This is a genomic window from Methermicoccus shengliensis DSM 18856 (genome assembly GCF_000711905.1).
In the GTDB taxonomy this organism is placed as follows: domain Archaea; phylum Halobacteriota; class Methanosarcinia; order DSM-18856; family Methermicoccaceae; genus Methermicoccus; species Methermicoccus shengliensis.
Genome location: NZ_KL543983.1, coordinates 128,702 through 148,881 on the forward strand (window position 1 = coordinate 128,702; position 20,180 = coordinate 148,881).

19 protein-coding genes and 2 tRNA genes are annotated in these 20,180 nt (G+C 53.4%); 6 read left to right on the plus strand and 15 right to left on the minus strand.

Annotated features, from left to right (window positions below):
- Positions 1–6: 6 nt before the first annotated feature.
- The 4 genes from BP07_RS07195 to BP07_RS07210 all read right to left on the minus strand — a co-directional run bounded on the left by BP07_RS07195 (position 7) and on the right by BP07_RS07210 (position 1,889).
- Positions 7–348 (minus strand): DUF190 domain-containing protein, encoded by a 342-nt coding sequence (locus tag BP07_RS07195; RefSeq protein ID WP_042687393.1) that lies wholly within the window; start codon positions 346–348, stop codon positions 7–9.
- A gap of 1 nt (position 349) precedes the next feature.
- The gene (gene crcB, locus BP07_RS07200; RefSeq protein WP_042687397.1) at positions 350–730 is read right to left on the minus strand and encodes a fluoride efflux transporter CrcB; all 381 of its coding nucleotides are present in this window, start codon (positions 728–730) and stop codon (positions 350–352) included.
- 204 nt (positions 731–934) lie between these two features.
- A tRNA-Glu gene (locus BP07_RS07205) sits at positions 935–1,009 on the minus strand.
- Positions 1,010–1,643: 634 nt separating this feature from the next.
- Positions 1,644–1,889, minus strand: a complete 246-nt coding sequence (locus BP07_RS07210) for a hypothetical protein (protein ID WP_157203148.1) — start codon at positions 1,887–1,889, stop codon at positions 1,644–1,646.
- A gap of 33 nt (positions 1,890–1,922) precedes the next feature.
- On the opposite strand from BP07_RS07210, the gene BP07_RS07215 reads away from it, so the two are divergent.
- On the plus strand, positions 1,923–2,498 hold the full coding sequence (locus BP07_RS07215; RefSeq protein WP_052353337.1) for an acylphosphatase: 576 nt from the start codon (positions 1,923–1,925) through the stop codon (positions 2,496–2,498).
- A gap of 114 nt (positions 2,499–2,612) precedes the next feature.
- Here the strand turns inward: BP07_RS07215 and acs are convergent, their stop codons facing one another.
- Complete coding sequence (gene acs, locus BP07_RS07220) at positions 2,613–4,535, minus strand: acetate--CoA ligase (RefSeq protein WP_042687403.1); 1,923 nt, start codon at positions 4,533–4,535, stop codon at positions 2,613–2,615.
- A gap of 286 nt (positions 4,536–4,821) precedes the next feature.
- On the opposite strand from acs, the gene BP07_RS07225 reads away from it, so the two are divergent.
- Positions 4,822–5,139, plus strand: coding sequence for a YbjQ family protein (locus tag BP07_RS07225; protein WP_042687405.1), 318 nt, complete (start codon positions 4,822–4,824; stop codon positions 5,137–5,139).
- Between the two features lie 43 nt (positions 5,140–5,182).
- Complete coding sequence (locus BP07_RS07230; protein WP_042687409.1) at positions 5,183–5,935, plus strand: TatD family hydrolase; 753 nt, start codon at positions 5,183–5,185, stop codon at positions 5,933–5,935.
- Between the two features lie 217 nt (positions 5,936–6,152).
- On the opposite strand, the gene BP07_RS07235 is transcribed toward BP07_RS07230, so the two are convergent.
- Positions 6,153–6,238 (minus strand) — tRNA-Leu (locus BP07_RS07235).
- 332 nt (positions 6,239–6,570) lie between these two features.
- On the opposite strand from BP07_RS07235, the gene BP07_RS09045 reads away from it, so the two are divergent.
- Positions 6,571–6,873: a hypothetical protein gene (locus BP07_RS09045; RefSeq protein WP_052353338.1), complete on the plus strand. Its 303-nt coding sequence runs from the start codon at positions 6,571–6,573 to the stop codon at positions 6,871–6,873.
- A 312-nt stretch (positions 6,874–7,185) separates the two neighbouring features.
- Here BP07_RS09045 and BP07_RS07245 read toward each other — a convergent pair whose 3' ends face one another.
- The 7 genes from BP07_RS07245 to BP07_RS07275 form a co-directional block, all read right to left on the minus strand.
- Positions 7,186–7,863, minus strand: coding sequence for an RAD55 family ATPase (locus BP07_RS07245; protein WP_042687414.1), 678 nt, complete (start codon positions 7,861–7,863; stop codon positions 7,186–7,188).
- A 3-nt stretch (positions 7,864–7,866) separates the two neighbouring features.
- Positions 7,867–8,607 carry an RAD55 family ATPase gene (locus tag BP07_RS07250; RefSeq protein WP_042687415.1) on the minus strand — a complete coding sequence of 247 codons (741 nt, stop codon included), beginning with the start codon at positions 8,605–8,607 and terminating at the stop codon, positions 7,867–7,869.
- Entirely contained in the window at positions 8,604–9,170 is a 567-nt protein-coding gene (locus BP07_RS07255; protein ID WP_157203149.1) for a hypothetical protein, read from the minus strand. The genes BP07_RS07250 and BP07_RS07255 overlap by 4 nt, the downstream gene beginning before the upstream one ends.
- A 162-nt stretch (positions 9,171–9,332) precedes the next feature.
- Positions 9,333–10,100 carry an RAD55 family ATPase gene (locus BP07_RS07260; protein WP_042687419.1) on the minus strand — a complete coding sequence of 256 codons (768 nt, stop codon included), beginning with the start codon at positions 10,098–10,100 and terminating at the stop codon, positions 9,333–9,335.
- Between the two features lie 417 nt (positions 10,101–10,517).
- Entirely contained in the window at positions 10,518–11,663 is a 1,146-nt protein-coding gene (locus BP07_RS07265; RefSeq protein ID WP_042687423.1) for a hypothetical protein, read from the minus strand.
- Positions 11,660–13,501, minus strand: a complete 1,842-nt coding sequence (locus tag BP07_RS07270) for a type II secretion system F family protein (RefSeq protein WP_042687433.1) — start codon at positions 13,499–13,501, stop codon at positions 11,660–11,662. The genes BP07_RS07265 and BP07_RS07270 overlap by 4 nt, the downstream gene beginning before the upstream one ends.
- Positions 13,498–15,135 (minus strand): type II/IV secretion system ATPase subunit, encoded by a 1,638-nt coding sequence (locus tag BP07_RS07275; protein ID WP_042687438.1) that lies wholly within the window; start codon positions 15,133–15,135, stop codon positions 13,498–13,500. Before BP07_RS07275 ends, BP07_RS07270 begins: the two co-directional genes overlap by 4 nt.
- 113 nt (positions 15,136–15,248) lie before the next feature.
- On the opposite strand from BP07_RS07275, the gene BP07_RS08895 reads away from it, so the two are divergent.
- Positions 15,249–15,398, plus strand: coding sequence for a hypothetical protein (locus BP07_RS08895; protein WP_157203151.1), 150 nt, complete (start codon positions 15,249–15,251; stop codon positions 15,396–15,398).
- On the opposite strand, the gene BP07_RS08470 is transcribed toward BP07_RS08895, so the two are convergent.
- Positions 15,390–17,354, minus strand: coding sequence for an LUD domain-containing protein (locus tag BP07_RS08470; protein WP_157203152.1), 1,965 nt, complete (start codon positions 17,352–17,354; stop codon positions 15,390–15,392). The genes BP07_RS08895 and BP07_RS08470 overlap by 9 nt on opposite strands.
- Positions 17,355–17,441: 87 nt before the next feature.
- Between BP07_RS08470 and BP07_RS07285 the strand changes: the two genes are divergently transcribed.
- Positions 17,442–19,160 (plus strand): glutamate--tRNA ligase, encoded by a 1,719-nt coding sequence (locus tag BP07_RS07285; RefSeq protein ID WP_042687441.1) that lies wholly within the window; start codon positions 17,442–17,444, stop codon positions 19,158–19,160.
- Here BP07_RS07285 and scpB read toward each other — a convergent pair whose 3' ends face one another.
- The gene (scpB, locus tag BP07_RS07290; protein ID WP_042687444.1) at positions 19,161–20,180 is read right to left on the minus strand and encodes an SMC-Scp complex subunit ScpB; all 1,020 of its coding nucleotides are present in this window, start codon (positions 20,178–20,180) and stop codon (positions 19,161–19,163) included. It lies immediately after the preceding gene.

A 20,180-nucleotide genomic window follows, 5' to 3' on the forward strand; every position in this document is an offset into this window, starting at 1 on the left:
CAGAAGCTATTCTTCACTGTCTCCTTCGTATAGTATGACCTTCACCCTCTCCTGTGTGATGAGCCCCCCCTTTACAATCTCGCCGAGTTTGACCTTGATTTTTTCGATTTTGTCCTCTGAGTCTATAACCTCTATGACGATTGGAAGGTCAGCAGAAAGCCTGAGAATGGAGGCAGTATGAAGGCAGCTGGTTTTTCCATATCCCAGAAAGCCCCTTAGAACAGTCGCCCCCGCGATGCCCTCCTTTTTGAACATCTCAACAAGGTATTTGTAGAGTGGCTTTCCTTCATACTTGTCTGAGTCACCCACGAAGATTCTGAGCATAATGGCGTCGGATTCTTTTTTCATCTCAAAGCCTCCACATAGTGACTGCCATCATCTTTCCTAAATATGCAGCGAGCATTACCAATATTAATGTTCCCACTATGTTCTCAATAAAAAGTAAAATCTCGCTCTGCTCGAGCAGTCTTAGTGACTCATAGCCAAAAGTGGACATGGTCGTGAATGCTCCCATAATGCCCACTGTGAGGAACATTCTCACATCACTGCTGAACAGCCCTCCATACTCCGAGAGGTACATCACGGTGCTAAGACCCAGCGTTCCAGTGAAGTTTACGAATAGTGTACCAATGGGGAATGAACCAAACCCGCTCTGAACCCATCCTGAGAGGAGGAATCTCATCACGGCACCTATGAAGCCGCCTAAGCCTATGAGAACCACCTGATACATGGCCCCCTGTAGCCTCGGGGTGCTATATGTAATATGTGGTTTCTCTGGGTAAGTTTGCTGGTTGTACTACTGACCATAAGCAAAAGCCCAATCGCATGGTACGTCAGGGGTGCTGGGTGAATTCAATCCCCGAGCGGAGCATCACGAGCCTATACAGGGGCAGTCCATGGTCTGCTGGGGGCGAGACCTGAAAAGAGATAGAAATGCTCCGGCCGGGATTTGAACCCGGGTCTTCGGCTCGAAAGGCCGAAATGATTGGCCGAGCTACACCACCGGAGCAAGACGCTATGCAGCGGTTGATTTGTGGTGCTGTGGCACCACACCTCCAGAGAGGGGCTGGCAGTATATAAGCCCTTTTGTGGTGGCGGAATGGGGGCAGAGGCTGTTGATTGTGTGATTATGCCATTTCATAATGTTATGTCATGGCTTTTTACAAAAGCCAGCAAAACAGCGCATTAAGGGGGATGGCTATGCCATCCCCCATAATCCACTCACGTCGGCTTTTTACAAAAGCCGGCAAAATAGCGCATTAAGGGGTGTGGTTAAGCCACACCCCATTAATCCACTCACGTGCCAGCACAGCTGTCGTCCAGCTGGCATACAGCGCATTAAGGGGTGTGGTTAAGCCACACCCCATTAATCCACTCACGTGCCAGCTTCGTTAAGCTGCAGCGAGGGGAGCGGGCTGGACATGAGGGTGAGAGTGGGGAAGATACAGAATACGGCGAGCTATTATGTGATGGGGGAGAGGGTGGCTGTGAGCCGTTGAGGTGCCACAGTTCAACCACAATCCGATAAATCAGCACTGATGACAGCACTATCCGCGACCGCTATGCCGTGCTCGCTGACAGTGCGGTCATCACAGTTGAGGATAAAATCAGCGCAAAATGGCAAAACGGCAGACTGTGGGCACTCAGCACAAAATCAGCAAATCAGCAGCACACCCATTCCCACTCAAAAATATTAATTTTTGCATTTCTCGAGAGTGCTGAGCAGCTCCTCTTTTGTTTTCATGTCTTTCCTTTACATCTCCAAGCCCTATCCTGAAGCGGTTATGCTGCCCTTTCAGCTTTTTTACAAACACGATTAGTCCCCCAAGGAGCAACCTTTCTGCAGGGCTCTCTGTTTTCTCCACTCTGGTATTTTTCTCCATCATCAAGAAACTATTTAACAGAAAAGGAATCATCTCAACATGATGAAGAAGAGAATCCTCATCGAGGGCAACCTCCACGAGGTTGGCTACCGTCCCTTTCTGCTTGGGTTGGCAGAGGCGCTTGAGATAGAGAGGCTCTTTGCCGACAACATCCACATCATCAACGGTAAACAGGCCGTTGAGGTGCTCATCGATGCAGATGATGATAAGGTAGAGGCTCTGCTCAATGCCATTAAAGAGAGAAGGCCAGAGAATGCAAGGGTCGATGAGGTGAGGGTGGAGGACTATCGGGGCCATGTGATGAGGACAGAGTCATACTACAGATACCTCACAGCCATGCAGCTCGCAAAGATAGCAACCTATGGCGGAAGGATGCTCGATAAGCAGGACATGACGCTTGAGAAGCAGGATAGGATGTTGGAGAAGCAGGATAGGATGTTGGAGAAGCAGGATGAGACACTGAAAGAGATAAGAGGGGTAAAAGAAGAGGTTGCAAGCATCTCATCTAAGCTCGATAAGACCAATGAGCTGCTCGAGAGCAGGTTTGAGAGGCTCGAGCAGGAGATAGAAAGAGTAAAGAGAGCACTGATTAAGGCAGGAATAGATATTCCTTAAGGCATCCACCTCATTTAATTTTATAAATCCAACCATTAAAACCCTCACCCCATCGGCCATCGAGGCTTGAGGGAAGGGGCACTTACTGGATGTGCAAATACTCTCCCGCACACATCAAAGCTTGCCCTTGAACTCCTCGTATGCCCTCTCTATCTCCTCTATACTTCCCTCGTCTTCTATCGTCGTGATGTCTCCTGGCTCTTTTCCGCTTGCCACCGCCTTTAGAACCCGCCTCATTATCTTGCCGCTTCTCGTCTTGGGAAGGCTCTCAACAACGAAGAGTATAGAAGGTGTCGCGATGGGTCCCATCGTGGCTTTCACATGGTGTATCAACCCGGACTTCAACTCCTCAGTGGGGGCATATCCCTCCTTCAGGACTACAAACGCAACTGGAGTTTCCCCCTTAATCTCGTCCTGTTTTCCTACGACTGCAGCCTCACTCACCGCTGGATGGGCCACTAACACATGTTCTATCTCAGCGGTTCCTATCCTGTGGCCCGCAACGTTCAGGACTTCATCTGCCCTCCCCAGTATCCAAATATAGCCGTCCTCGTCTTTTATGGCGTAGTCCATTGTGCAGTACGTGCCTGGAACTCTCGACCAGTATGCCTTGTACCTCTCCTCATCGTTCCAGAGCGTCATGAGCATCCCAGGCCATGGGTTCCTCACCACCAGAAGACCTTTTTTATTTGGGGGTAATGAGTTTGACTGCTCATCCACGATGTCGGCATCAATACCTATGCCCGGAAACGTCACAGAGCCGGGCTTTAAAGGAAGGAGCTGTACCCCCACTGGTGGGTATATCAGGTGTCCTCCCGTCTCGGTCTGCCAGTAGCAATCACATACTGGACAGCGCTTGTCCCCAATCACCTCATAGTACCATTTCCATGCCTCTGGATTCATGGGCTCTCCAACAGTTCCGAGCAACCTCAGCGTGGAAATGTCGTGCTTTTTGACCCATTCACTCCCGTACTTCATCAGCATCCTTATGGCAGTGGGTGCGGTGTAGAACACCGTTATACCGTGCTTTTCTATAATATCCCAGAATCTGTCTGGGCTGGGGTAGTCGGGTGCACCTTCATAGATTACGGTCGTGGTACCGAGAGAGAGGGGGCCGTACACCACATAGGTGTGTCCTGTTATCCATCCAATATCCGCAGTACACCAGAATACGTCCCTTGGGTTTATACCCCATGTCCACTCCATGGTCTTGGTGGCGTACACCAGATATCCTCCCGTAGAGTGTACAACTCCCTTGGGCTTTCCAGTGGTTCCACTCGTGTACAAGATGAAGGATGGATGAGTGGACTCGACCCTCTCGGGCTCGACGTACCTGCTAGCACCCGACATCAGCTCATCCCAGAAGTAGTCTCTGTCATTCACCATTCTGATATCTTCGGAATCATGCCCCCTCTTGACCACCACAACGTAGTTCACGGATGGACACTCTCTTACTGCCCTGTCCACTGTGGATTTCAGGGAGATGCGCTTTCCTCTCCTGTACATGATGTCTGAAGTAATCACGACCTTCGCTCTGGAATCGTTTATTCTATCTTCGAGCGCCTCGGCAGAAAAGCCTGAGAACACCACGGTGTGGATTGCACCAATCCTCGTGCAGGCGAGCATCGATATCACAGCCTGCGGTATCATAGGCATGTAGATGGCTACTCTATCTCCTTTCTCAACACCCAAGTTCAGTAAAACGCTCGCAAACTTATTCACTTCACGATAGAGCTCGTAAAAGGTCAGCGTTCTGCTGGTGCCGTTCTCTCCTTCCCATATCAAAGCCGCCTTGTTTCTGTTATTTCCATTTATGTGCCTGTCCACACAGTTGTAGCAGATGTTCAGCAGCCCTCCAACGTACCATCTCGCAAAGGGAGGGTCCCACTCAAGCACTACATCCCAGCTCTTATCCCACTCCACACATTTTGCCATTTCCCCCCAGAATTTTTCTGGATTTTCCAGAGCCTGCCTGTGCATGCTCTTTATTTTTTCCAAAGGCACGTATCTCTGCTCGGTCGGAAGTACGTGTTCCATTCCCTCACCCTTCTCCTACATAGTTGTTTGTTATGTATTTAACTCTGTCGGCGGGAAGTCCCCTTCCGAGAGGGAGGGGATACAGCAGGGGAGGTGGGCGGTCAGGTTTAAATACTCTGAGCCGTGAGTCCAGAAGGATAACGGATAGTGGCTGTGTGAACCAGCCTGTGGATAAGGCTGCCTCTGAGCAGCAAACTCCCCACGAAGCTCCTTGCGTGAGCGAGGAGCAGTTCATTTGGGAAGAGGGAAGAGATTATTGAAGAGGTTATAAAATAGGAGGGATGAAATGATAGTAACAAATACAGAATTTGTTCCGGGATATGAGATTGAAATTTTGGGAGTTGTGTTTGGAAATACTGTTAGGGCTAAACACATCGGCAAAGACATTTTAGCTGGTTTGAAAAATATCATAGGGGGAGAATTGCAAGAATACACAGAAATGCTGGCAGATGCAAGAAGAGAGGCGATGAACAGAATGATTAATGAGGCTAAAAAGCTTGGGGCGGATGCGGTTGTTAATGTGAGATTTACAACTTCCCAAACGATGACTGGTGCTGCAGAGCTTTTAGCTTACGGAACTGCTGTAAAGCTGAGAAAAGTGTAAGGTGATTTGATAAAATATTTAACAAACAATTCAGGTGAGCTATATGAAATGTTTTGACACCCATATACACTCTGAGGGAAGAAGTGTTGAAGATTTAGCAAGTATGGCAAAGGAGGGTATAAAAGCAGCGATTACCTGTGCTTTTTATCCAATAAAACCGATGTATCAGGAAACATTGATTGACTTATTCAGAAAACTAATAGATTTCGAAGAGTATAGAGGTAATAAAGCTGGAATGGACTTGTATGCAGCGATTGGAATACATCCTAGATGTATCCCCCACAATTACAATAAAATACTTGAGTTTATGGAAAATGACGACAAATCAATTGCTTTTGGTGAGATAGGGTTGGAAGATGCGACAGATGAGGAAATTGAGGTTTTGACAAAACAGTTGAAGATTGCAGAAAAATTGGATAAGCCTTGCATAATTCACACTCCAAGAAATAACAAAGTTGAGGTGACAAAGAAAACAGTTGAAATTCTGGAAAAAATTGAATTTCCTGAAAGTTTAGCAGTAATTGACCATGCAAGTGTTGAAACAGTGGAACCTATTTTGAAAAAGGGATATTTTGCTGGCTTAACGGTTCAACCGGGCAAGTTAAGCAGTGAAGAAGTCATACAAATCGTTGAGAAATACGGGGTTGAGAAATTCGTACTTAACAGCGATACTGGATTTAGCCCTTCAGATATGACGGCAGTTGCTAAGACTGCCAAAATTTTGTCAGATAAGATGGGTAAAAAGGATGCAGAAAAAATTGTTTGGGGTAATGCTGTTGAATTTTTTAGGTTATAACTTAGATTATAACAACTCTTTTTATTGGTCATCCATTTGGTGTTCTGTCATGGAAATGAACAGCAGAGACGGTGCTCGGTGGCAAGCATCCGCTCGAGCGCATAAGATGCCCTCATCATCGTGTGGCGCAGGATGCCGAGCGAGTTGTTGCTGCCTGTGCTCCGCCATCACATATTTGCGAAAGTCGTATAAAGTCCAAACCATACCATAGCAGTAGTGCGGGGGGTGGGATTTGAACCCACGCAACTCCTGAGAGACAGGATCTTAAGTCCTGCGCCTTTGGCCATGCTCGGCAACCCCCGCTCCTCAAATCGCTATGCAGCGCCTCTCGGCATGGTGAGAGAGGTTGCCCGTTAGCGCCCTTGTCCCCTCTTTCAGAGACCTTCTGATATATATTGTTGTCCTGATTTTATCTTCGTGTTGCTTGCAAGACCCCTTCGGAGGGGGATACGCAAGGGGAGGTGGGTGGGTAAATTTACGTCCATGCAACTCTCAACCCTTAAATATTAAATATCTTCTGACTCTCAGGTGCATCATCATCCAGCCTCATCTATCAAAAGGCGTGGAATGCGGCAAACTTTCTTTGACTACCTTAAGAATCCCGAGAAGTATTTCCCGTAAGAAAGCCGGGATTTGTGGATAAAAAGAAGCCCCATCACACGGTTGTTTACGACAAAACAGGATTTAAGGTGTTCGGGATGAAGATAAGGCTTTCCATACCCGAACAGCTCGGAGAATACTTGAAAAAAGAGTGCGGCTACTCTCAAGTACTCTGGCAGATAGTCTACCAGATCGGAATTGTTTACAGCGTCGGTGAAAACTGCTTACACCATAGACGGAAGGGGTTTAATGAGCCTTTTGAGGAAGTACTTGAAGAAGATCGCCAAGTTGCAATCCCTCAAGGACAATTTGAAGAACAAAGACCTTCCATACAATAAGGTTGACGAGAGGATTGCCAAGCTATGGTGTAAGAAATCTGCTGAGAGATCTTTCGCACAGAGTATCAAACATCATAGTCGGCCCTGCTAAAAAGCTGAAGGTGACGAAGATAATTATAGGAAACGTATATTCTTAACGAGGAGAACGATTTCAGGTCTGGTAAACCAGATGTTTAAGCCAGATGTTTAAGCTACTCCCTCACTGTAAAGTCGTTGAATATCTTAGATACAAGTTCGATGGTGAAGTTGTGGAAATCGACGAGGAGTACACTTCTGGCGTCGACTCCGTTAAGCACGAGTATCCCGGGTGATTCATATAAACTCCCCTTCAAGGATGATGGATATTCCATTCTTGGTGATGCTAAACATTCTGGGCTTTATCCAGTGGCTCACCTTTCTCATCTTCATGACCTCAATGAGCCTGACCGAGCTCTCGGTGCTGGATGCTCGATACGTTCGTAGGCAGATAATGCCGTCCGAGATATACTCCAGTATTCCGCTCGGGGTGTGGCACTCATTACTCTCGCTGCATGCGGACGTCAGATAGGCGGTCACCCCCGGCATTTTGAGGGCCTCTTTAAGGGATACCATCATCCTCCACCGCTCCTTCTCATCGAAGACCGAATCGAGAATGTTTATGGAGTCTATCACCACCCTCGACGTGCCGGCAGAGGAGATGTACGCCGACAGTTCATCCTCCACCTTCATCATGCTCTCCGCGACCTCGAGGGCATCTATGTGAACGATGGTCGCTTCCGAGAGGTCAATGCCGACCAGCCTTGCCTCCTCCAGCAAGTCCTCAGGACTCTCCTCGAAGGACATCAGCATGACCTTTTCCCCGCGGTCAAGTCCTGCCTTCAGGAAGTGGAAGGAGAGGATTGTTTTGCCAACCCCATACATCCCTATTATCGTGACCACTGCGCCCCTTGGGATTCCACCCCCGAGCATTGTATCGAGCTCAGGAAGCCCAGTGCTTACGAACTCTATCATCGCCTACACCCCATACACATACTTCACACTCGTGACGTCGAACCCCGTCCTGGGAGCGATTGTAAACTCCAGATACTCCACTCCCTCCGCAGAGAGCCTGGCGATGTCGCCCTCGAGCTTCTCAAATGACAGTCTGCGCTCTATCTTGTTCGCCTCCATGACCTTCCGGAAGTAGAACACGATGTTTGAGGCATCCATGAACTCCAGCTCCAGCGACGTGCCAAACACCCCGGCGCTCATCATGGGCATTATCACGAGCCCCTTCCTTATGGACACCGACGAGAGCCCCCTCATGAGGGCGATGATGTCCTTCATCTCCACTGTGTCCATATACTTCCTCACAATCGCACTCAGTGAGTCTATGAACAGCAGGGCCCCCTCGAGCTCCTTAATCTCATCCGTGAGGCTTCTTAAGAGGTCGCCTTTGGTGAGTGAAATCTCATCAGTGTACCACCTCGTGGGCACAATTGTGTCAGCATAGAACTCCTTCTCCAGGCTTCTGAATGTGGCGCTCGTTAGAACTTCTTTGGCTGTGTCCTCTCCCAGGAACTTTGTAATGTCTCTCTCAATTGCCTCAAAGGGCCTGTGCACCGAGATATAGAGTATCGGACGCTCCTCCCTGAGATTCCTCATAACGGTGTATGCGAACTCTCTCGCTCCAGCCCCCACTTCCTCCAGCAGCAGCACGAGAGAGCCGTCCGGAATCTCGAACAGAGAATCCAATGCGGCGATGTTCAGCCTCATGTCAGGGATATCACGTCATCGCACAGCATGGCTATCTGCGCCCTCAAGCCCTCGTCAAGCTCCTTCTCCACCGCCAGCACCACTCCCAGATAGCCCAGCATCCTCGATTTGGCAGTTATCTGCCTGAAAAACTTTATGAGGGCATCGCCACTCCGGTACACAGCGAGGGTGGCGAGGGAGTCGAGATAGATGTACCGCTTCTCGGACGAAATGCACAGAAAGAACTGTGTTATCACGTTCATCAGGAGGTTCGGGTCAACGCTCTCAACGAACATCACCCTCTCCCCCTCCTGCACGGGAATGCCAACAGAGGGGCTCACAGCGTCCACAAACCACATGTTCTCAACATTTACGTCATTTTTTCTCAGCGACCTTAACATAGACTTATGGGGCCTCGAGAGTGCGACCACAATACCCTCACCAACGGCAGCGAGCGCCTGTATCACCCGAATGCTGTGCGTAACGTAGTGCTCCGCCGACACCTCGAACATCACGATCTTGCCATCGCTGTCTTCCCAGAGTGTTTGCTTGAGACTCTGAAAATCAAGGTCGTTAGTAGCCATGGACCCTCCAATACCCCCCCCCCTCTTGAAATTATTTCCCTCAAACACCCCCCCCCCCCCGCCCCACCGCACATGTCTTCAGAAGGTGGGTGGCGACGTGGGGGTGGCGAGCCACCTCTGCAGCTCTCCACCCAGACATCTTATTCTACCCTCCAGAACATCTTATTCTACCCTCCAGAGCTTGCTCTCCTCCACATCGAGCACTGTTTCATCAATATACATGTACTCCGTGGTCTTCTTCACTATGTGACCCTCTCTCAGCTCAATGCCCTTCGAGGTAATATCGAAGGGCATCCAGTGGATGGGATGCCTCACACCAAAACGCTTGTAAATCCTCATTGCCCTGACTAACCCGTACTCGACGGGAATCATGCCAAGCAGTATCACCCACTCTGCAAAGTTTCTCGTCTCTCCGAGGCTTTCCACCCCAAAGGGCTTCTCTTCTGTGAGCAGGATCGTCCTTTCCGAGTCTGAATGTGTGATGATATGTGCTAACATCGAGAGGAGGTTTCTGAAGAGAGCCGGGTCAGCCATTACCATCTCAACGGATGTGATCGAGTCGAACACCAGCCTGTCCACCTCAACATCGCGCCCAAATCCCTTGCTCGTAGCCCACTCCTCGATCTTTTTATGGGTGAGTGGCATCAGCTCCTTCACGTCAATCTCAACATCGAGCATGTCGATGTCGTCTATCACATCAGCAAAGCACTCCATCGTGCTGTAGTAGCCCCTCACCTTCTTCACGGGTACCGTGGTGGAAATATAGCGGCAGTTCTCTCCATTTCTCACCCCCTCAGCAAGCCACTGCATAGCGAGCAGAGTTTTCCCCGTTCCGTTCTCACCAATGAGCACTCCGAGAGAGCTCCTCTCTATACCCCCTCCGAGGTAGTGGTCGAGCTTTGAGATGCCAAACCTGGCTGGTCTATCCATGGATACCACTCCACATTCGCGGATGCCAATATAACTATAAAATCTTTTCTTATTGCTTACTGCTGATTACAGAGTAAGCAGCTTTTGTAAGCAACATTACGGAGTAATCAACACAACATTACAGAGACATGTGCGAACATCCCACGAGCCAGAGTTCTCTTTTTTATAGGAAAGTGAGGCAGAAGACACACCGTCCTGACGGTGTGATGAATGCAGTTCGGCTTCCCGCATTAATTATATACAATTACAACCTTAAAAACCTTAGGGATGTTCCCATAGAATATGATAGAGACCTGAACGCATGCATAATCATAGCCCGTAGGGTAACGAGCTCTACGGGATGGGGGAGCTGTGAACCTCCCGAACCAGCAGATGAGGGTGGAAGCGTAAAGCTTCAGCTGAACGCTGGAAGCTCACCTACCTGTGGGTGAGTAGTTCACGGGCTTGCTCCCCCACCCCCATACTCACACTCCCGCGGACGACGCTTCCCGTGCTGGCTCTCACATGGAGCATGCTTACCACGATGGGGGTGGAGTACTCGAGCGCCACCCCATTCCCATTTACCTCCATGCTCACGCCTTCAAGCTGGGAGGCCACCCTCATCCACGCATCGGGGTAAGCTGTGGACAGCTCCAACGTGACCTCAGAAAACACATATTCGCTCGAGGAGTTGAGAGTAGTGGTTATGCCAACCTCATCCCCCGACGCGAGGGAAGACTGCTGAGAGATGAGAACTGGCACCACCACTCTTTTTAATCCGATGGGGGGTGTATTCAGCGGCAGGTCGGTAGAGGGGTAGTGGGCTATCACGAGACCATGCTCGTAGGCGAGCTGGGGCGCGTTGGCATAGTTGTAGTTTCCGTCGAAGGTTATGTATGCACTCTCCCACACCTGCTCGAACTTCTCTGGGCCGGGATATATGCTCAACACCGCCACCTCGGCTTTTGCAACTCTTATCGTGAGGGTGTGAGTGCCCTGCTCGAAGCTTCCGAGCGAGCAGTTTATCTCGTAGGGCGATGGGGAGTACAGACTGACCTGATCAACGACGACGCCATCGAGCAAAATCTCTGCAGTTCCACTCTTCTTATCTTTCCAGAACGTTACGTAGGCGCTCGAGCCCACAAACTCGTAGCTCAGGTACGCGCCAACCTTGTTGGAGCGGACGCCATTTTTGAACCTGTGCCACTTTCCACTCTTTTTTATCGTGCTGTCAGAGGCGTCGATGGTGGATATCCATGCAGTGCCCTCGAGCTTTACAGTGTTCTTTTCGATGTTGAGAGTCCCATGTGTGCCAAGTCCGGGATTGCGAAGGAGAGGTCTCGTCGGGTAGCTCACGCCAAGATCAAGAAACGACTGGGACATCTCGCCATCGAAGGTGAGTGAGAGCACGTTCTCGCTTAATGTTAAGAAGCCTGCCTCCGCCTCCTTCAGATGCTCGTACTCTAACGCCTTGTTCCACTCCGGAACCATCGTGGACTGCACGAAGGAGAGCATTATCACGGCCGTGGTGAGCAGCAGAAGCACCCCCACAACCTCTGACAGAGCCCTCTCGTCCCTCATCATATAATCACCGAATACGCCACTATCGCTATACTCAACATGAGTATGCAATGCTTTATTCCGCTCATCAGGTTTTCCTCACTCATCATTCCGGCCACGAGACCGGAACACACACCCTGAATGAGGGTGGCGTGGTAGAACAGCAGCCTGTACTGGCTCTGTCCTGCCCCTCCCAGCGACATTCCGCCAACGACCTCCGAGGACGTGGGCACTTCCTTCAGGAAGTAATACAGCAGCACGTACACCATGAGAAGGAACAGAAGGAAGGCCATGTACACCACGACCACGTAGATTGAGGTCTCCCTGCGCCTCGCCGTCTGCAGGCTGTGGGTCAGCTTGAAATTGGAGGTGGCAATCTTCAGAACCTCCTCTATGCTGCTCGTGCTCTCAGATGCCTTTGTTATCAGCGTCATCGTTCTTGTTATCATCATGGAGGGAATCTCACGCTCGAGCCTCCTCAAAGCCTCGGAAGTGGTCTTGCCCCACAGCAGAAGGTCATTTCTCATCTGCCTTAAAAGTGGTGTGAGTGCCCCAAGCTCCGACTCTGTTGCTCCAAGGATGGCTTCCCGGAGGGGAAGCCCAACCTCATTGAGGCTCGTGAGCCTCCTCAGAAACTCGGGCATCTTTGCCTCCATCTTTCTCGTCCTTCTCTTTTTGCTCTCGAACAGAACTGAGATGGGGAGCATCATCCCAACCACGCCGAGTGCCACCGGCGTGTCCACGAACTCCACGATGTCCGTGAGGGTGTAGGGGGGCGCCCTGAGCACGAGAAGTATCCCAAGTGCCACAAGAAAGGCTGGAAACGTGATGTAAAGCGTCCTCTCCGGCCTGTCCACAAAATATCTTTTGAGATTCTTGAGCCTCCACATAGAGTTCGCCCTTTGTACGTGCTTTTCCAGCTGCCTCAGCAGCTCCTCTTCCCCTTTGAGAAGGGGTGCAATCTCTATTCCTCTAAGCTCATGGGTTTCGACCTGCCGCGAAGGAGGTGCAATGTCCTTGTAGGGCTCTGTGAGCGTATCGAGCAGCACGATAAAGCCGAGGGTGCTCAATGGCATGAGCAGGTATATCAGCGCATATATCATCGTCAGAGGGGCATTGGTGAGGCTCATCACCACGAACGTTATCAGACCGAACATTGGCCCGAGCACGAAGAGGGTGATGTATGTCTCTGCAAGTCCCCCCAGCATCTGCACATACGATTTCTGCGCGTTGTCCACCATCTCGTGGTAGTGCTCCGTGACGTCCCTGAAGTACTGTGTGTGGCTCCCCCCACTTTTCAGCAGCGATACGAGGTTATCCACGAAATCTTTCAGCATTATGGATGGTGTGGTCTCAGAGAGTCTCTCGAGCGCTTCCAGTGGACTCAACCCCAGGAGCTCCACGCTCTTTACCACCCTTCCAAACTCTGTTGAGGTCTCGCCAAATAGGTATGTGCGGGTGCTGACCTCCTTGAACACAGAGAAAAGCTCCATTCCTCCCCTGCTCAGTGCATACATGAAGGGCACACAGTGTGGGAGCGTGCGGTCTATGTTGCTCTTTCGAAGGCTGACCCTCAGAGAGAGCACGATATCCACCGAGAGGTAGCACACCACCACACCCACGAGCCCAAGCACCAAAGCCCCACTCGCGACAGCGATTGCCAACGGAAGGTGGAAGAGCCTGGATGCCGCAGCCCCCAATCCAGCACCCACCAGCACGAGTGCTGTTAGCACAATTCGCGCGATTAGCGATTGCCGATGAATGTACTGATCAAATGTGCCCCCTATGTTGGCCTTTGCGAACTGTATCCTCAGGGCTGATAGTCTCTTTTCACTAAGGGACAATCCACAAAGCGATCTCATACCTCATGCTCCTCATGCTCCTCATGCTCCTCATGCTCCTCATGCTCCTCATGCTCCTCATGCTCCACATAAGTGCTCATCACTCTCTCTTTGTCCAGATAGTATCTGTGGAACACCTCCGAGAGCACCCTGTAGTCCCTCACATCTCGCTCCAGCAGGGCGGTTAGAAGAGCTTTTCTGTCGGAGAGCTCTCTCTTCAGCTCACCCTCACTCCACCCTCTTTCCCTCATGATGATGCGGTACATCTCCGGTGATGACATCTCAAAGGAGTCGTCATAGGGATTCCACCTGAAGACCTCGTTTATTCTTATGCGTCCCATGTGCGGGTCTATCCCGGTCAGTTCCACCAGAACCTTCGTCCTCCTCAGCCGCTCATCACCCTTATACACAATCTGCTGAATGCAGAATCCGTGGAGAGCATCGAGCATGATGTGTGGGAGGTTGATTGGGTCGCTTTCGAGCCTGTTGATGGCCGACTGCACACTATCCGCGTGCATTGTGGAGTAGGTGGCGTGTCCCGTGGACATCGCCTGAAACAGCGTGATGGCCTCCACCCCCCTGACCTCCCCCACCAGAATGTATTCCGGGCGCTGTCTTAAGGCTGCCTTTAAGAGGTCGAACATCGTCACCGTGCCTTCTCCCTTTATACCCTCCTTAGTAACGCTCGCTATCCAGTTGGGATGGTGGAGCCTCACCTCACGCGTATCCTCTATGGACACTATCTTGGCAGTGGGTGGGATGAAGAGCGAGACCGCGTTCAATATGGAGGTCTTTCCAGTGGCAGTTCCCCCGAGAAATATCAGGCTCTTCTTGTTCTCGATGGCGAGCCAGAGATAGACCAGTATGTCCGGGGAGACCGTCCCATATTTCATGAGATGAACGGGAGTGATGGGCTCCTCCCTGAACCGCCGGATTGTGAACGAGCTGCCCCTGCTCGTGACCACTCTGCCAAGCGTCGCCTGCAGGCGAGAGCCGTCTGGCATCGTGGCATCCACCAGCGGCTTTGCGTACGATATGTGCCTGCCAGACCGCTGGCACAGCCTCATCACGAATGCGTCCAGCTCTTCCTCCTCGAAGGAGATGTTGGTCTCTATGCTGTGGTGTACCCGATGGTAAAGGAAGATGGGGCTGTTGGGCGCGGTACACGATATGTCCTCGATGTAGTCGTCCTTCAGAAGCGCCGTGATTTTGCCCTCTCTCAGAAAGTTGCGCTTCAGATAATAGAGCAGCTTGAGCATCCCCCTCTCATCCACGTCCAGACCATACCACCTCAAGAGGTCGCGGACCTTCCTCTCAAGGAATTCCTCCCTCTCCTCAATGCTCTCCCCCACCTCCTCCTTCCCAACCAGCTCCTGGAGGTCGTTGAAAAGCCTCTCTAAGAGTGTGTACTCGAAGGGGGACATCGGAGGCTCCAGGAGGCAGTACTTCTTCACCTTTGTCCGCTCATTGAGAAGTATCTGCACCATGGAGTATGGCTCTTCTATCCAGTATCGCTCTATCTCAACAAACCCCTCTGGCACGCGGGGAGTGAGCAGCCTTATGTCCTCTTCCTTGGATGGCCCTTCATCTCCAGAAGTGCTGCGAACTTGCGTCGCTTCTCGTAGGGCTCGAAGTCGTCGCAGCGGAAGCCTCAAGGCCTGAACACCATAACAAAGGTATAAGTAACATTATAAAAAATAAGGGGATGCTCGTCGAGCCCTGCCTGAGCACTCAAAAATTTTTAACCTATCGGCGGGAAGGGGAAGGGATGAGAGCCAAATGGCTGGGGCTCATCATGCTGCTCGTGACGCCGTGTACCGACTGGTACCTCGTGTTCACGGGGGTGGCTCGGGGCGATGTGCCCTTCTGTCTCACCCTTCTGCCATGGCACTCATCGAGATTCCCGTGCTCAGCCTGATGGCACATGGTCTTGTGCTCGTGCGTCCCCACTGGCATCCCGCGTGAGCCGCTCCACAAGCTCTGCGATGTCCAGCACCTCCATGCCCCTCTCGCCCATGTTGAGCTCACAGAACGGACACGAACTTACGAGCACATCGGCACCCATCCTGCGTGCCTGCTCCACCCTCAGGCTCGCCATCGCACCAGCGAGCTCTGGGAGCGCAGACCTCACCCCACCCCCAGCACCACAGCACCCCTCCTCCATGATGTGCACCTCCACGTTGGGAATGCGGGAGAGCACCTCCTCTATCCTGCGGGCAATCCCCTCACCCTCCCTGAGATGGCACGGAGTGTGGTACGCCACCTTGAGGGGAGCGGGCGAGGAGGGTTTGAGCATTCCCTGCTCCACGAGGTCGAGCACGAGCTCGCTCGCCGAGAGCAGCTCCACGTCCAGCGTGTAATGGTCTTTGAACGTCTTCTCACACCCTGCACACGGGAACACCACCCTTTTCGCACCAGACCTCTCTATCATGCGGATGTTCTCGCTCGCAAGCTGCTCGAACGCGTGTGGGTAGCCCATCTTGAGCATGGGAGAGCCGCAGCATCTCTCGTCTGAGAGGGCACAGAAGGGCACACCCGCCCGCTCGAGCAGTGCCGAGAGAGCCTCTATCCCGCTCTGCCTGCGGGCACTGCTCAGGCACCCCACGAACAGCAGCGTCGAAGCCTCGATGTCGAGGTGCCCCCTGAGGGAGGGTATCCTCGAGGGGGAGGCATCAAAAAACGCCCTTCCCTCGCTTAAGATGCGCTCGTGTATTCGATGATGGGGAAGCAGCTCACCCACACTCCTCACAAAATCGCTTCGAAGCTGGAGCAGGTGCCCGCATGTGCCAATGGACACTGGACAGTGCTCCTCACACCTTTCGCACGTGGTGCAGTAGAACAACCTCTCGTCCATGTGCCCGGCGGCTCCCGCCTTGGCAACGCCAATGCCTCCCATGCCCCTGCAGCTGGAAAACTGCTCTCCCACGACGCCATACACCGAGCAGTGCAGAAGGCACGAGCCGCACCCCACGCACTCGAGAAGCTCGGGCGCCCTGCGTGCGATGGAGCTTCTGCCGTTGTCCACCACGATGAGCACCACCTCCCTTGGGCCATACATGCCGTAAAACAGCCGCTTTTCTATGTCCGCCGTCTTGCTGGGCCCTGATATGACGTCCACGTAGGAGGGCATCGGGCTGCCAGTGGCATAGAACGTCTGGAGCCTCGCCATGCACATCGCATCCTCGAGGCACTCGTACACCTTCTCCATTCCCGTGAGCACGATGTGCTTGTCCACGTGTGCCATGAGCTGCATCACGTTCGCCTCGTTGTGCAGTATCACGATGCAGCCCTCGCTGGCACACACCGCATTGGCACCCGTGATGCCCACCCTCGCCCTGCCCACGGCATCGAGCACCTCCTCCCTCACGAGCATGGTCATCCCCTCTGGCTCTGGCTCCACCTCGTATCCGAGGTGCTCTGAGAGCACCCTTGCCACATCGTGCCTGTCCATGTGGGCGACGGGTCCCGTGGGATGCGTGGCTGTGCTCTCCCCAGAGAGCTGGAGTATGCGGTCGCCAAGGTCGGTCTCCACCACCTCTATGCCCCTGCCAGAGAGCACATCGCCCACGCCCACCTCCCTCGACACGTTGGACTTGGACTTCACCACCAGCCTCTCATCTCCAACCTCCTCGAGCACCATCTGCTGAGCCTGCTCCCGTGTGGATGCGAACCTGACCCGAATGCCATTCTTCTCGAGCCGCTGGGTGGCTCTTTCCCACAGCTCGTCGAGATGCTCTATCACCCGCTCACGGATGCACTTTAGCCGCTCCCGCTCTGCCTCGAGGTCCAAAAGACTGGCATTTTCCATCTGGCGCTCTCGCACATTGGAAAACGTGTTCCTCAGTGCCCTGTACCGCTCCGTATCCACATTCACGCACGCAGTGGCGTGCGTGAAGCTATAAATGTGTTTAGGTGGTGGCACGGCATCACACTTTTATGCTCGCACCGCAACTGCCATTGTGTGGTGAGCGTGGACGAGATAAGAAGGTTGGCAAGGCTGTATGCCCTGCAGAACGCCGTGAGGCACGGTAAGCCCCCGATGGCGGGGGCGGTGATGGGAAAGCTCATGGGCGAGCGTCCGGAGCTCAGGGAGAGGGCAAGGGAGGTAAAGCCCGTGGTGGAAGAGGTGGTGGCAGAGGTCGCCTCCCTTACACCAGAGCGCTGGAGAAGCGAGCTTGAAGAGCTTGCCCCAGAGCTCATCGAGGAGCTCTCTGTGAAAAAGGAGCCAAAGAGGGGGCTAAAGGAGCTTCCCAATGCCACGAGGGGGGAGGTGGTTATGCGCTTTGCCCCCAACCCCAACGGTCCCCCAACGCTTGGAAGCGCCCGGGGCATCGTGGTGAACTCCGAGTATGCGAGGATGTACGAGGGCAAGTTCATCCTGAGGTTTGACGACACCGACCCAGTGCAGAAAAGACCCCTCCTCGATGCCTATCGATGGTATGTGGAGGACTGCAGGTGGCTTGGCGCACAGCCCGATGAGGTGTACTGTGCCTCAGACAGGCTGGAGCTGTACTACGAGGTGGCAGAGCGGCTTATAGAGGGTGGACACGCCTACATGTGCTTTTGCTCCAGGGAGGAGTTCAAGAGGCGTAAAGACGCGTGCCAGCCCTGCCCCCACAGGGACACCCCACCAGAGGAGAGCATGCGAGCATGGCAGGACGCTCTCGATGGTGAGCTTCCAGCTGGCTCTGCAGTCTTACGCATCAAGACCGATATCACCCACAGTGACCCGGCACTTCGCGACTTTGGGGCGTTTCGCATAGTGGACGCAGAGCATCCCCGTGTGGGGGACAAGTACAGGGTATGGCCCCTGCTCGACTTCGAGAGTGCAGTGGAGGACCACCTCCTTGGCATCACCCACATCATCAGGGGCAAGGACCTGATGGACGCAGAGCGCAGGCAGCGGTACATCTACCGCTATCTGGGATGGGAGTATCCCGTGGTGCTGCACTGGGGAAGGGTGAAAATACACGAGTTTGGGAGGCTGTCCACGAGCTCCATTGCGAGGAGCATATCAGAGGGCACGTATGAGGGGTGGGATGATGTTAGGCTTCCCACCATAAGGGCGCTAAGACGCAGGGGCATACAGGCAGAGGCGATACGAAGGCTGTTTTTAGACCTTGGCGTGGGGGAGAACGACATCAGCATCAGCCTCGAGAACCTGTATGCAGAGAACAGAAAGCTGATAGATTCAGAGGCGGCACGGCTGTTCTTTGTGAGAAGACCCGTGCTCGTGAGCGTTCATGGCGCAGTGGACGCCGTGGCACGGCCACCGCTCTATCCAGATGGCAGAGAGCGCCGACGCATACCCGTTCCTGCGAGTGGAGGGGTGGCGAGGGTGTACCTCGAGCAGGACGAGCTCGCGTCGTTCGCAGAGGGCGAGCTCGTGAGACTAAAGGACCTGTACACCGTGCGGGTAGAGGGAGGGGGGCCGGGAGGGAGGCTGGGAGGGAGGCTGCACTTCGTGAGCCATGAGATGCATGGTAAGCCAAAAATAGTGCACTGGGTCCCAGAGGACGGCATTCCGTGTGTGCTGCGCACCCCAGAGGGAGACCTTGAGGGCATTGCCGAGAGAGGTGTGAGGGAGCACGTGGGCGAGGTCGTGCAGTTCGAGAGGGTGGGCTTTGCGAGGATAGATGCCGCCAATGGCAAGGTCATCGCCTACTTCGCGCACAGGTAGTCATCGCATGCCCTCGAGCCCCTTCAGCATCGCCTCGTAGCGCTCCATCACCCTCCTGAGGGCTCCATCGCTCGCATTGGCGTGAGTGGGAATGCGCACCTGTGCATCCCCCTCATAGAGGTCGGTGGCGATTTTTATCCCTCCATCCGATACGTCCAGCCCCAGCTCCTCCACCATCTTCCTTGCCATGGGTGTCAGGGGATTCACCCGCATCCCAAGTCTCAAAGCGCGCCTCCTGTAGTACCCGAGCGCCTCCTCTATCCTGCCCTTTGCCTTCTGGATGTCCCTTCTCGTTCCGTATTCGGCGAGGGCATCCAGTGATGCCGCAAGGCTGGAGAACGTAATGCACGACACCTCTATCACCTTCTTAGCGCTCCATGGGCCCACGTGCCCCTTGAGGCACACCACCGCATCGTACTCCGACAGGTCCATCTCGCCCCGATAGAGGTCGAGCACCTCGAACTCGTGCACCCCCGCCAGCCTGAGGACTGGAGCGCTCATGGAGGTGCACGCGAGCCTTGGGATGTGGAGCATCTCGAGCATCGCCCTCCTCACCGATGCAGCGTCCGCACCCTGAAGCTGGAAGTAGCGCGCGAACAGCGGGGTGGTGGTGAGCACCTTGGTGTGGCCCTGCGGCGTGGCCTCCACGAGCCCCCTCTCCACCAGCATCCTCACATGGGCATACGCACTGTTGCCCCTGCGCTCTGCGAGGTCGCTCTGCCTTATGGGCTGGTGATACGCTATCATGGCGAGCGTGCGAAGGGCAGGGGCGGGCAGCTCAACCTCCGCGATGCCCCTGAGCTTCGGTGCGTATCTGGGGCTCACCTGCATGAGATAGCGCCCTCCCACCAGCACCACCTCTATGCCCCCCTCCCTTCGCTCGTACTCCTCCTTCAGCCTGCTCAGGGCACGCTCGCATGCCTCTGGTGCAAGCCCCACCCGCTCTGCAAGCTCCTCGGGCGAGAGAGGGGTATCGCTCACGAACAGCGCCGCCTCCACTATGCACATCTCCTCGTCCAT